12 protein-coding genes are annotated in these 12,417 nt (G+C 75.7%); 3 read left to right on the top strand and 9 right to left on the bottom strand.

The features are described from left to right. Nucleotides 1-2 precede the first annotated feature (2 nt). The 8 genes from O7633_RS15115 to O7633_RS15150 form a co-directional block, all read right to left on the bottom strand. On the bottom strand, nucleotides 3-1,262 hold the full coding sequence (locus tag O7633_RS15115; RefSeq protein WP_282328229.1) for an MFS transporter: 1,260 nt from the start codon (nucleotides 1,260-1,262) through the stop codon (nucleotides 3-5). A gap of 183 nt (nucleotides 1,263-1,445) precedes the next feature. Further along, the gene (htpX, locus tag O7633_RS15120) at nucleotides 1,446-2,324 is read right to left on the bottom strand and encodes a zinc metalloprotease HtpX (protein WP_282328230.1); all 879 of its coding nucleotides are present in this window, start codon (nucleotides 2,322-2,324) and stop codon (nucleotides 1,446-1,448) included. Between the two features lie 154 nt (nucleotides 2,325-2,478). Further along, nucleotides 2,479-3,975 (bottom strand): proton-conducting transporter membrane subunit, encoded by a 1,497-nt coding sequence (locus tag O7633_RS15125; RefSeq protein WP_282328231.1) that lies wholly within the window; start codon nucleotides 3,973-3,975, stop codon nucleotides 2,479-2,481. Further along, a complete protein-coding gene (locus O7633_RS15130; RefSeq protein ID WP_282328232.1) occupies nucleotides 3,972-5,477 on the bottom strand; it encodes an NADH-quinone oxidoreductase subunit M in 1,506 nt (501 codons plus the stop codon). The genes O7633_RS15125 and O7633_RS15130 overlap by 4 nt, the downstream gene beginning before the upstream one ends. Nucleotides 5,478-5,520: 43 nt before the next feature. Then, nucleotides 5,521-7,464, bottom strand: a complete 1,944-nt coding sequence (locus tag O7633_RS15135) for an NADH-quinone oxidoreductase subunit L (RefSeq protein ID WP_282328233.1) — start codon at nucleotides 7,462-7,464, stop codon at nucleotides 5,521-5,523. Further along, nucleotides 7,461-7,889, bottom strand: coding sequence for an NADH-quinone oxidoreductase subunit NuoK (nuoK, locus tag O7633_RS15140; RefSeq protein WP_282328234.1), 429 nt, complete (start codon nucleotides 7,887-7,889; stop codon nucleotides 7,461-7,463). The genes O7633_RS15135 and nuoK overlap by 4 nt, the downstream gene beginning before the upstream one ends. Beyond that, entirely contained in the window at nucleotides 7,886-8,446 is a 561-nt protein-coding gene (locus tag O7633_RS15145) for an NADH-quinone oxidoreductase subunit J (RefSeq protein WP_282328235.1), read from the bottom strand. Before O7633_RS15145 ends, nuoK begins: the two co-directional genes overlap by 4 nt. After that, nucleotides 8,443-9,132 carry an NADH-quinone oxidoreductase subunit I gene (locus tag O7633_RS15150; RefSeq protein WP_282328236.1) on the bottom strand — a complete coding sequence of 230 codons (690 nt, stop codon included), beginning with the start codon at nucleotides 9,130-9,132 and terminating at the stop codon, nucleotides 8,443-8,445. Before O7633_RS15150 ends, O7633_RS15145 begins: the two co-directional genes overlap by 4 nt. Nucleotides 9,133-9,195: 63 nt before the next feature. Here O7633_RS15150 and O7633_RS15155 point away from each other — a divergent pair, with 63 nt between their 5' ends. Next, nucleotides 9,196-9,324 carry a hypothetical protein gene (locus tag O7633_RS15155; protein ID WP_282328237.1) on the top strand — a complete coding sequence of 43 codons (129 nt, stop codon included), beginning with the start codon at nucleotides 9,196-9,198 and terminating at the stop codon, nucleotides 9,322-9,324. A 42-nt stretch (nucleotides 9,325-9,366) separates the two neighbouring features. Here O7633_RS15155 and O7633_RS15160 read toward each other — a convergent pair whose 3' ends face one another. Next, nucleotides 9,367-9,783 carry an ester cyclase gene (locus O7633_RS15160; protein ID WP_282328238.1) on the bottom strand — a complete coding sequence of 139 codons (417 nt, stop codon included), beginning with the start codon at nucleotides 9,781-9,783 and terminating at the stop codon, nucleotides 9,367-9,369. 154 nt (nucleotides 9,784-9,937) lie between these two features. Here O7633_RS15160 and O7633_RS15165 point away from each other — a divergent pair, with 154 nt between their 5' ends. Together O7633_RS15165 and O7633_RS15170 are read left to right on the top strand one after the other, a co-directional pair. Continuing rightward, a complete protein-coding gene (locus tag O7633_RS15165; protein ID WP_282328239.1) occupies nucleotides 9,938-10,996 on the top strand; it encodes a glutathione S-transferase C-terminal domain-containing protein in 1,059 nt (352 codons plus the stop codon). 125 nt (nucleotides 10,997-11,121) lie between these two features. After that, nucleotides 11,122-12,384: a S8 family peptidase gene (locus tag O7633_RS15170; RefSeq protein ID WP_282328240.1), complete on the top strand. Its 1,263-nt coding sequence runs from the start codon at nucleotides 11,122-11,124 to the stop codon at nucleotides 12,382-12,384. Nucleotides 12,385-12,417 lie beyond the last annotated feature (33 nt).

Consider the following 12,417-nt stretch of genomic DNA (forward strand, 5'->3'; position numbering starts at 1 on the left):
GCTCAGGCGGCGAGGGTCTGCTCGACGCGTACCGCCGTGGCCTCCGCGCGGGCGATGGGGCCGGCGGGCAGCGCGGCGACGGCGGCCCCGACGGCGACGGCCGACCCGGCGAAGACGAACGCCCACGGCACGCCGCCCGCGTGGTCGATGATCAGCCCGGCCACCGCGCCACCGGCGGCGCTGGACGCGACCATGATGGTCACCGCCCAGGTGTACGCCTCGTTCAGCATGCCGGCCGGGGCGATCCGCCCGACGAGGGTGTTCTCCAGGGTGAGCGCGGGTGCGATGGCGGCCCCGCCGACGACCAGCGCGATGCCGAGGGCGAGCGGGCCGGGCATCACCGCGTACACGGCGAAGGTGGCGGCGACGGCGGCGAGCAGCCAGGCGAACTGGCGGGTCATGTTGGCCGCGGGCTTGCGGACGCCGAACCAGAAGCCGGCGGCGGCGCTGCCGAGGCCCCAGACGGCGAGCAGGACGCCGGCCAGGCTCTCCGGGTCGTCGGTGGGCTGGTTGCCGGCGAACGCCGGGACGATGACTCCGGCGGCCCCGAACGCGATGCCGAGGCCGGCGATGCAGAGCAGCAGGGCGGGGAAGCCGCCGACGCGCAGCGGGCCGAGCCCCCGGGCGTGGTTCTCCTTCGGGTGGGGTCGCCAGCCGCGCATGACCCGGCCGAGCGCCACGGCGACGGTGCCGACGAGGGTGACCACGGCCGCGCCGACCAGGGCGGCTGCCGCGTCGGCGATGAGGACGAACGCGGCAACCAGCAGCGGGCCGAGCACGAAGACGACTTCGAGGAGCGCGGTCTCCGCGCCGAGGGCGGTGTTGCGCAGGTGGTACCGGGCGGTGGCGGGGCTGGTGAGGTCGTTCCACGCGCCGCGCAGCGCGGCGGTCAGCGGCGGGTACGTGGCGCCGGCCACCCCGGCGGCGAGGTAGATCAGGGCGATGCTGGCCCCGTCGACACGGCTGGCCCAGAGCAGCCCGCCGAGGGCGAGGGGGTGGGCGACGGCGGTGGCCAGCAGCACGGGGGTGGGGCCGACCCGGTCGGCGACGCGGCCGGCGACGGGGCTGAGCGCGGCACCGGCGAGGGCGTAGATGCCACCGGCGACGGCGGCGAGCGAGTAGCGCCCGGTGACCTGTTGCACGACGAGCAGCAGCGCCAGCGGCGTCATGCCGATCCCGAGCCGGCCGATGACGCCGAGGACGAGCAGCATCGGCGCGCCGGGGATCCGCCATACGCCGAGGTACTGGCGCAGTGCGGCCACGGGAACCTCCAGGGGTGCGACGGGAAAGGTGCGACGAGGGCTTGTAACGAGCCGGAAACGTTCCGACCCTAACGCCGCAGCCCGGCAGCCGTGAACTGGTTATGGTGCGCGTCTCGCCGCGTACCAGACGAAACGCCCGCGCCCGGTCGGACCGGGCGCGGGCGGGATCGGGGTCGGGACGGGTCAGCGCTGGAACTGCACGGGGCCGGCGCTGGCGGCCATCCGCTCCAGCCGGGCGACCCGCTCCTCCATCCGGGGGTGGGTGGAGAAGAGCGCGGCGATGCCGCCGCCCCGCTTGAACGGGTTGTCGATCATCAGGTGGGCGGTGCTGGTGAGCTGCCCCTGGGCCGGCAGCGGCCGGGCCTGGGTGCCCAGGTGGATCTTCCGCAGGGCGCTGGCCAGGGCCAGCGGGTCCCGGGTGAGCCGGGCCCCCGACTCGTCGGCCTGGAACTCGCGGCTGCGGCTGATCGCAAGCTGGATCACGGTGGCCGCGAGCGGGCCGAGGATCAGGGTGAGCAGCAGCACGACCGGGTTGGGGGCGTCCTCGTCGTCGCCACCGCCGAGCGGGATGAACCAGGCGATGTTGGCCAGCATGGTGATGATGCCGGCGAGGCCGGCGGCGACGCTGGAGATGAGGATGTCCCGGTTGTAGACGTGCGACAGCTCGTGCCCGATCACACCCCGCAGCTCCCGGTAGTCGAGGATCTCGGTGATCCCCTGCGTCACGCAGACCGCCGCGTTGGCCGGGTTGCGGCCCGTGGCGAACGCGTTGGGCTGGGCGGTGGGGCTGACGTAGAGGCGGGGCATCGGCTGGCGCGCCTCGGTGGCCAGCTCGCGGACCATCCGGTACAGCTCGGGGAACTGTGCCTCGCTGACCGGTTGCGCCCGCATCGAGCGCAGGGCGAGCTTGTCGGAGTAGAAGTAGGTCACGCCGTTCATCACCAACGAGACGACGACGGCGAGGACGAGCCCGCCGCTGCCACCGAACCAGTAGCCGACCGCGAGGATCAGCGAGGTCAGCAGGCCGAGCAGCGCTGCGGTCTTCAGACGGTTGTGATGCACGATCGCTCCTTCGGTGCGCGGACCGCGCGGGATCCGCTGACCGGTACAACACCTCGGTACCCGCCAACCATCCGTCTCAACGCTGTGAGTTGCCTGGGATCGACCTGCGGAAACACTGAGGTCGGGGGTGGCTCCGAGGTCGCTCAGGGGCCGCTCAGCGGGCGGCGAGGTCCAGCACGAGCTGCGGGGCGACGCCGACGGCCAGGGCGACCAGGGTGGCCACGGCGAGGGTGCCGAGCACCGCCCAGGCGGGCCGGGTGCCGGCGGTGCCCCCAGCCTCAGCCGGCGGGGCGGCCTCGGCGGGCGGGGCGTAGAGGGTGGCGGCGAGGCGGAGGTAGTAGGCCAGGCCGATCACCGCGTTGACCGCCACCACCAGCGCCAGCCAGCCCGCGCCGCCGGCCAGCAGCGCCCGGACCACGGTCACCTTGGCGAACAGGCCGGCCAGCCCCGGCGGGAGCCCGGCCAGCCCGACCAGGGCCAGCGCGAACGCCCCGGCCACCCAGGGCCGCCGCCGGGCCGCGCCGCGCAGGTCGGCGAGGCTGCCGCCGTCGGCGTCGGCCGGGCGCAGGGCCACCAGCGCCGCGAAGGCGGCCAGCTCCAGGACCACGAAGAACACGGCGTACGCCACGGCGGCGGCGTACGCGGCCGCGCGGGCGTCGGCGGTGCGCCCGGCGGCCAGCGCGAGCGCGCCCAGCGGGGCGAGGATGTAGCCGGCCTGGGCCACCGACGACCAGGCGAGCAGCCGCACCGTGCGGCGCTGGCGCAGCGCCACCAGGTTGCCCACGGTCATGGTGAGCACGGCGAGCCCGGCCAGCACCGGGCCGGTCACCTCGGCGGGCAGGGCCCGCTGCACCACCGCGAGCAGGGCCACCACCCCGCCCAGCTTCGACGCGGTCGACAGGTAGGCGGCCACGGGCAGCGGCGCGCCGTCGTAGGTGGCCGGGGCCCAGGCGTGGAACGGCACGGCGGCCACCTTGAACGCCAGCCCGAGCAGCAGCAGCGCCACCGCCGCCGTGGTCAACGGCACGTCCAGCAGGTCGGGTCGCCCGGCGAGCAGCGCGCCGACCCGGTCGAGGTGCAGGCCGCCGGTGACCGCGTAGAGCAGGGCCGCGCCGAGCAGGGTGACGGTGGTGGCGACCACGCTCACCACGAAGAACGTGACCGCCGCCTCGGCGGAGGCGAGGCTGCCCCGGCGCAGGCCGACGAGCACGTACAGCGGGAGGGTCAGCGTCTCCAGCGCCACGACCAGGGTGATCAGGTCGCCGGCCGCGCCGAGCACCACGCCGCCGGTCATCGAGCAGGCCAGCAGGAAGCAGTATTCGCCGACGGGCGACCGACCGGCGCGCAGCGCCGGGCCGGACAGGGCCAGCACCCCGAGGGTGAGCAGCGCGAACAGCGCCCCGACGAGGGCCGCCCGGCCACCGAAGACGTACGAGCAGTCGGCGGCGACGCAGAAGGTGGACCGCGGCCCGCCCGCGCCGACGACCGCGCTGCCCAGCGCGGTGGCGACCGCCCCGGCGGCGGCCACGGCGACCGTCGCGGCGGCGCGGGCCACCAGCAGGTCGGCCAGCAGCACCAGGACGGCGGTGCCGGCGGCCAGGTAGGCCGGGAGCAGCGCCACGTTGTCGACGCTCTGCACGAGGCTGCTCATCTGACTGCCTCCAGCAGTGCCGCCACCGGGTCGGCGGCGACGCCGAGGACCAGCGTGGGGGCGAGGCCGACGGCGAGGGCGAGCAACACCAGCGGGGCCCAGGCCGTCCACTCGGCGGCGGCCAGGCCGGGGCCGATCCGGCCGACCGCCGGGCTGGCCGGGCCGTGGGTGACGCGGCGCAGCAGCCGCAGCAGGTACGCGGCGGTCAGCGCCCCGCCGACGGCGGCGAGCACGCCGAGGGTGGTCCACAGCGGGCCGCCCCGCCCGACGGCGGCGACCACGGCGAACGCCTCGCCCCAGAAGCCGGCGAGGCCGGGCAGCCCCAGCGAGGCGACGGCGGCGAAGCCGAGCAGCCCGGCGAGGCGGGGCGCGGTCTCCCGCAGCCCGGACAGCTCGGCCAGCGCCCCGGTGTGCGCGCGGTCCTTGATCGCCCCGGCGAGGAAGAACAGCAGGCCGGTGATCACCCCGTGCGCGACGTTGCCGATCAGCGCGGCCTGGAGGCCGGTGGCGGTGAGCGTGGCCACCCCCAGCAGCACGAACCCCATGTGGCCGACGCTGGAGTAGGCGATGAGCCGCTTCAGCTCGCCCTGCGCGAGGCAGACCAGCGAGCCGACGATGATGGCGGCGACGGCGAGCACCCCGAGCACCGGGGCCGCCCAGCGGGCCCCCTCCGGGGCCACCCCGACGGCGACGCGGATCAGCCCGTACGTGCCCATCTTGAGCAGCACCCCGGCGAGGATGACGCTGCCGACGGTGGGCGCCTGGGTGTGCGCGTCGGGCAGCCAGGAGTGCAGCGGCCACAGCGGGCTCTTCACCGCGAACGCGAGCCCGAGCAGGGTGAACGCGGCGAGCTGGGTGCCCCGCGACAGCCCCGTGCCGCCGGTGAGCGCGAGGAGGTCGGCGGTGCCGGCGGCGGCCACCACGACGTAGACGCCGACGAGCAGCAGCACCGAGCCGAGCAGCGTGTAGAGGGCGAACTTGGCCGCCGCCCGCCGCCGGTCGGCCCCGCCCCAGCCGGCGATGATCGCGTACATCGGCAGGAGGACGACCTCGAAGAACACGAAGAACAGGACCAGGTCGAGGGCGAGGAAGGTGCCGAGGATGCCGACCTCGACGACCAGCAGCAGCGCGACGAGGGCCCGGCCGCTGCCGCCGCCGTCGGGCACCTTCCACAGGGTGTACGCGCAGCAGAGCAGCGTGAGCAGCGCGGTCAGCACGACCAGCGGGTAGGAGATGCCGTCGACGCCCAGGTGGAAGCGCAGGTCGAGGGCGGGCACCCAGGGCAGGTCGAGCCGGTGCCAGGGGTGCACCGCCGGGGCGGGCCCGAAGGCCGTCCAGCTCCGGTCGCCGGTGGCCAGGGGCAGGGTCGCCAGCAGGGTCAGGCCGGCCGCCACCGTGCCGACGACGCGGGCCGCCCGGTCGCCGGGCAGCAGCGCGACCACTGCCGCGCCGAGGGCCGGGACGGCCAGCGCCGCGACGAGCAGGACCTGTCCGAGGCTCATCCGGCTCCCCCGATCGCCCGCGCGCGGGCTCCCCGGTCCACGGTCACGCCGCACCCCCGATCAGCACGGCGGCCAGGCCGATCAGCAGCGCCCCGGCCAGCACCCCGGCCGCCGCCCGGGGCAGCGCGGCCCGGTGCAGCCCGGCCAGCGCCCCGCCGAGGCCGGTCGCGCCCCGGCCGGTGCCCTCCACCACGCCGTCGACCACCCGCTCGTCGGCGGCGCGAGCGAACCGGGCGAGGGCGGTCACCGGGCGTACGACGAGGGTGTGCTGCACGTCGTCGAGCCGGAAGCCGGCCGCGAACACCGGCCCCAGCGGGCCGAGGGCGCGGGCCGGGTCGGCGGCGGTGTCCCGCCGCCAGCCGGCCCAGGCGAGGACGGCCCCGGCGACCAGCAGCGCCAGCGGCAGCAGCAGCGCCGGGCCGACGTGGGTCCACTCCCCCTCGCCCGCGCCGAGCCGGCCGGTGAACGCCGGCCAGAACGCGGCGAGCCCGAGCAGCGCGGCCGGCACCGCGAGCAGCAGCAGCGGCACCCGCATCACGGCCGGCGGGTCGTGCGGGTGCAGCGAGATCGGCCGGTCGTGCTGCGGCAGCGGCGGGCGGGCCGCGCCGAGGAACGCGCGCAGCAGCAGCCGGGTGGCGTACCAGGCGGTGACGGCGACGCCGGCCAGCCCGGCGAGCCACACCAGCCAGCCCACCCAGGCGGGGGCCGGGCCGGCGGAGTCGAGCGCGGCGGCCTGGGCGGCGGCGAGCACGCCGTCCTTGCTCCAGAAGCCGGCCAGCGGGGGGACGCCGGCCAGCGCGCCGAGGCCCACCGCCGTGCACCAGAACGTCACCGGCATCGTCGAGCGCAGGCCGCCCATGCGGGACAGCAGCGGGGTGCCGAGGGCGTGGATCACCGCACCGGCGGCGAGGAACAGCAGCGCCTTGAACGCGGCGTGGGTGAGCAGGTGGAACAGCGCGGCGGCGGGCGCGCCGACGGCCAGCGCGCCCGTCATGTAGCCGAGCTGGGAGACCGTCGACCAGGCCAGCACCCGCTTCAGGTCGTCCTGGGCGGTCGCGGCGAGCGCGCCGAGCAGCAGGGTCACCGAGGCCAGCACCCCGAGCACCGCCAGCGCCACCGGGGCCCGCTCGAACAGCGGGAAGAGGCGGGTGACCGCGTAGACCCCGGCGGCGACCATGGTCGCGGCGTGGATCAGCGCGGAGACCGGGGTCGGGCCGGCCATCGCGTCGGGCAGCCAGGTGTGCAGCGGGAACTGCGCGCTCTTGCCGGCCACCCCGGCGAGCAGCAGCAGGCAGGCGGCGGTGAGCGTGCCGGCGGCGTGGTCGTGGGCGAGCACGTCGGCGATGCGGAAGCTGCCCGCCGAGACGCCGAGCAGGGCGATGCCGAGCAGGAAGCCGACGTCACCCACGCGGGTGACCAGGAACGCCTTCATCGCGGCGGCCGGCGCGCCGGGCAGCCGGCGGTCGTGGGCGATGAGCAGGTAGGAGCAGAGGCCCATCACCTCCCAGCCGACCAGCAGCATGACCAGGTCACCGGCGACGACCACCAGCAGCATCGCGGCGGTGAAGAGGCTGATCTGCGCCGCGTACGGCGGATAGCGGTGGTCGACGTCGACGCCGGCCTCGTCGTGCGGGCCCGCCCGCAGGTAGCCCACCGAGTAGACCTGCACGGCCAGCGCCACCGCCGCCACCGCGACGGCGACCAGGGCCGCCGCGCCGTCGAGCCGGACGCCGAGGGTGACCCGCAGCCCGCCCAGGTCGACCCAGGTGGTCGACGTCTCCACGGGCGCGCCGACCCGGGCCAGCAGCGCGACCGCGACCAGCAGCGCGCCGGCCGCGCCCGCCACGCCGAGCCCGACGGCGACCCGCCGGGCCGGGTCCGCCCCGGCCCGCGCGCCCCCACCGCCCGACACGGGCGGCAGCAGCAACCCCACCAGACCCGCCACCAGGGGTACGGCCGGCAGCAGCGCCCCGAGCAGCCCGGTCACCGGGTCACCTCGCCGGTGGTCGTGGCCCGCCCCGCGTGTTCGGCCGGCGACCCGGTCGGCGGCTCGGCCGGCGACCCGGTCGGCGGCTCGGCCGGCGACCCGGTCGGCGGCTCGGCCGGCGGCTCCGTCAGCGGCACCTCGTCGACGGCGACGCTGGCCCGCAGCCGGTAGAGCTGGAGCACGATGGCCAGCCCCACGCCGATCTCGGCGGCGGCCAGCACGATCACGAACAGCGCGAACACCTGACCCGCGTGCGGCAGCGCCGCCCGGACCGTCGCGTCGGCGGTGACCAGGATCAGGTTGACGGCGTTGAGCATCAGCTCCACCGCCATCAGCACGAGCACCGCGTTGCGGCGGCGCAGCACGCCGTAGGTGCCGAGGCCGAACAGGAGCGCGGCGGTGACGTACGGGACGACGGGCCTCACGGGCGGCCTCCCGCGCGGTCCTGGTTGCCCGCCGCTGCGGGGGCCCGGCCGCCGGCCGGGCGGCGGCCGACGTCGGGGCGGGACAGCACGACCGCGCCCACCAGGGCGGACAGCAGCAGCACCGACAGCACCTCGAACGGCAGCACCCAGGTGCGGAACACCTGCTCGCCGAGGCGCTCGGCGGTGCCCGGCGCGGTCAGGTCCACCCGGGTCCAGCGGTAGGCGTCGACCAGCAGGGCGGCCAGCCCGAGGCCGACGCCGCCGCCGATCAGGGCCGCCGGCCAGCCCGGCCGGTCCAGGTCGTCGGACGCGCCGATCGGGGCGCGGGTCAGCATCACCGCGAACAGCAGCAGCACCACCACGGCGCCCACGTAGATCAACACCTGCACCCAGGCCACCAGCTCGGCGGCGAGCACCAGGTAGACGCCGGCCAGCGCGCCCAGGCAGACCACCAGGTAGAGGCCGGCGCGGACCAGGTGGCGGGTCGTCACCACCAGCGCCCCCGCGCCGACCGCCACCGCGCCGAGGGCCAGCAGCAGCGCGTCCGCACCGGTCACGGGGCGGCACCCGGGTCGGTGGGGGCGCCGTCCGTCGGCGCGGCGGGGCCCGCCGTCGTGGCGGGGCCGGGGGCCGGGGCGGCCGGGGCGGTGCTCGGGCGGGCGGCGGGGCCGGGCTCGGGGCGTACCCGGGAGAGGGTCGGCCGGGCGGCGGACCCGGCGGGGGCCGCGGCCTTGCGCGCGGCGGTGGCCTCCTCCTTCGCCGGCTCGCCGTTGCGGTCGTGCGCGGGCGGCGGCGGGACGGTGGCCATCCACTCGCCGAGGTGGTCCTTGTCGTGCAGCAGGTCCTTGATGTCGTACTCGGCGTACTCGAACTCGGGCGACCAGTAGAGCGCGTCGAAGGGGCAGACCTCGACGCAGATGCCGCAGTACATGCAGAGCGAGAAGTCGATGTCGAACCGGTCGAGCACGTTGCGCTGCCGGGGGCGGGCGGCGCCGGGCACCGCCACCTCCTCCTTGTGCGAGTCGATGTAGATGCACCAGTCGGGGCACTCGCGGGCGCAGAGCATGCAGACGGTGCAGTTCTCGGCCAGCAGCGCGATCACGCCCCGCGACCGGGGCGGCAGCTCGGGGGCGACGTCCGGATATTGCTGGGTGGTCGAGCGGCGGGTCATCGTGCGCAGCGTGACCGCCAGCCCCTTCGCCAGCCCCTCACCGGGCACGCCCCGCCCACTCGTCTCGCCCATGCCGCCCATCCTGCCCTGTGCCCCCGGCGCGCGCGACCACCACCCGGCCCTTCGCGCCTTACGGTGAGCCGGGGAGAACGAAGCACCGGGAAGGAACAGCCCCATGACCGCCGCTGGACGAAGTTCGTCGACACCGGCGAGCCGTTCCCGGTGAACCTGTCGATCGCCCGGATCACGCCCCGGCACCTGTGAGCGGTCCCGCCCAGCGTGCCGAGCCGGTGGGCGGCGGCGGGGTCAGGGGCCGGTGAGCGGCGGGAGCATCTCGACGCCGAGCTGCTGGAGGAGCTGGAACAGCTCGGTGGCGTGCCACACGTCGACGATCCGCCCCGCCGGGTCGAAGCGCAGGAACGTCGCCCCCGAGAAGCTCGCCACCCGCCCGGTGGGCGGCACCGGCCCGAACGGGCCGGCCTGGGTGCCGGCGGCCCGCCAGCGCAGGGCCACCCGGTCGTCGGCGGCCACCACGTCGACGAGCTTGTAGCGCAGGTCGGGGAAGGCCGCCCGCCGCTCGCGGTGCCAGGCCAGGACCGCCTCCGGGCCCGTCCCGCCCAGCCCGGGGCAGCCCGCCGCCACCAGCTCGTACGCGGACTCCTCGCGCCCGGCGTTCCACACGTCGGCGACGAAGCGCCGGGCCGCCGCCTCCCTGTCGCTCACCGGGGCAGCCTAGCCAGCCGGCCCTCCCGTACGACGCGGGGCGCGGCGCTCTCGGCGGGCCCGGAGCGTAAGGATCGGGCTCGGCGGGCCCCGGGGCGGCGGATCGGTCAAGATGGGACGGACGGAGACGGCGAGGCGGACAGCAGGGGGCGACGTGGGCGACGAGGCGGGCGCGACGACCGGCGGCAAGGGCTCGGAGCCCGGCGGCAAGTACGTGGAGCCCGGTGGGGAGTTCACCCGGGACCAGCGGTACATCGCCACCCGGATCACCGCCGACGGGCGGGACGGCTGGCCGGTGGAGCCGGGACGCTACCGGCTGGCGGTCAGCCGCGCCTGCCCCTGGGCCAACCGGCTGATCATCGTGCGCCGGCTGCTCGGCCTGGAGGACGTCCTCTCGATGGCGGTGGCCGGGCCGACCCACGACGCCCGGAGCTGGACGTTCGACCTCGACCCGGGCGGGCGGGACCCGGTGCTCGGCATCGAGCGCCTCCAGGAGGCGTACTTCAAGCGGTTCCCCGGCTACGAGCGGGGGATCACCGTGCCGGCGATGGTGGACGTGCCGACGGGACAGGTGGTCACCAACGACTACGCCCAGATGAGCCTGGACCTGTCGACGGAGTGGACGGCGTACCACCGCGAGGGCGCGCCCGAGCTGTACCCGGCCCGGCTGCGCGACCAGATCGACGAGGTCAACGCCGTGGTCTTCGCCGACGTCAACAACGGCGTGTACCGGTGCGGCTTCGCCGGCAGCCAGGGGGCGTACGAGGCGGCGTACCGGCGGCTGTTCGACCGGCTCGACTGGCTGACCGAGCGACTGTCGGGGCAGCGGTACCTGGTCGGCGACACGATCACCGAGGCCGACGTGCGGCTGTTCACGACGCTGGTCCGCTTCGACCCGGTCTACCACGGCCACTTCAAGTGCAACCGGAGCAAGCTGTCGGAGCTGCCGGTGCTGTGGGCGTACGCCCGGGACCTGTTCACCACCCCCGGGTTCGGCGACACGATCGACTTCGACCACATCAAGCGGCACTACTACGAGGTGCACCGGGACATCAACCCGACCGGGGTCGTCCCGCTCGGCCCGGACCTGGCGAACTGGCTCACCCCGCACGGCCGGGAGGCCCTCGGCGGCCGGCCCTTCGGCGACGGCACCCCGCCGCCGCCCCCGCCGCCCGCCGAGCGGGTCGACCCGGCGCACACTCCGCTGGGCTGAAATAACATCGACGCTCTTCATTAGTTAACACTCGCTTCAATTCAGGCTGATCGACTTGAGTGGCCTGCGCCGCCGGCTCTTCGCCGGTGTTCGGCGCAGGCTGTCCACAGTTGAGGAGATCAGCCTTGCGGAAGCCAGGTCGCAGAACGGCACGCCTCGGCGTGCTGGCCGGCGTGATCACCGGAGCGCTCGTCACCACCCTCGCCGTACCCGCGTCGGCCGCCCCCGGCGCGGCGGAGCCCGGGCGTCCCGCGCCCGCCCCGCTGCGTCCGGGCGGACCGGAGGCCGCGCCGGACCGGTACATCGTGGTGCTCGCCGACCCGCCCGCCGGCACCGACCGCGCCACGCGCACCGCCCGCACGAGCCGGGCCGCCGCCGTCGCCGAGCGCGCCGGCGGCACCGTGCTCAACCGCTACACCCAGGTTCTCGACGGGTACGCCGCCCAGCTCTCCCCGGCGGCCCTCGCCGCCGTGCGGGCCGACCCCGCCGTCGCGTACGTCGAACGGGACAGCCGCATCTACGGCGGCGGCGCCGACGACTTCTCGGCGTCTGCCGTCCAGTCGAACCCGCCGTCCTGGGGGCTGGACCGCATCGACCAGCACTACCTGCCGCTGAACAACAGCTTCGGCTACACGTCGACCGGGTCCGGCGTCACCGTCTACGTGGTCGACTCGGGCATCCGGGCCAGCCACGTCGACTTCGGCGGCCGGGCCAGCGGCGTCTACGACGCGGTCGGCGACGGCAACGGCACCAACGACTGCCACGGGCACGGCACGCACGTCGCCGGCACCGTCGGCGGCGCGACGTACGGGGTGGCCAAGTCCGTCACCATCAAGGCCGTGCGGGTCCTCCAGTGCGACAACTCCGGCTGGACGACGGACCTGATCGAGGGCATGGACTGGATCGCCACCCACCACGACCCGGTGTCGGTGGCGAACTTCAGCCTCCAGGGGTACGGCACCACCCCCAACACCGCGGCCGAGAACCTGATCGACTCGGGCGTGCACACCGTCTTCATCGCCAACAACTTCAACACCGACGCCTGCACCAACGGCCCCCGGTCGTCCCGGGGCGTCACCGTCGCCGCGACCGACGTCACGGACACCCGGGCCTCGTTCTCCAGCTACGGCACCTGCGTCGACGTCTTCGCCCCCGGCGTGAACATCACCTCCGCCGGCATCGCCTCGAACACGGCCGTCGCGTCCGGCTGGTCGGGCACCTCGATGGCCGCGCCGCACGTCACGGGCTGGATGGCGCGCTACCGGCAGCAGTTCCCGACGGCCACCCTCGCGCAGGCCAAGAGCGCGCTGACCGCCGCCGCCACCACCGGCGTGGTGATCGACCCGGGCCCCGGCTCGCCGAACCGCCTGCTCTACGCGGCCCCGTAACGAGTGTTAGGAAGGGCCCCTTGTGCAACAGAA

The organism is Micromonospora sp. WMMD712 (genome assembly GCF_029581295.1).
In the GTDB taxonomy this organism is placed as follows: domain Bacteria; phylum Actinomycetota; class Actinomycetes; order Mycobacteriales; family Micromonosporaceae; genus Micromonospora; species Micromonospora carbonacea.

Bases quoted from the DNA above. Each gene is read 5' to 3' on its own strand.
- O7633_RS15125 (WP_282328231.1), bottom strand. From the start codon at position 3,975: ATGAGCAGCCTCGTGCAGAGCGTCGACAACGTGGCGCTGCTCCCGGCC.
- O7633_RS15130 (WP_282328232.1), bottom strand. From the start codon at position 5,477: ATGAGCCTCGGACAGGTCCTGCTCGTCGCGGCGCTGGCCGTCCCGGCC.
- O7633_RS15150 (WP_282328236.1), bottom strand. From the start codon at position 9,132: ATGGGCGAGACGAGTGGGCGGGGCGTGCCCGGTGAGGGGCTGGCGAAG.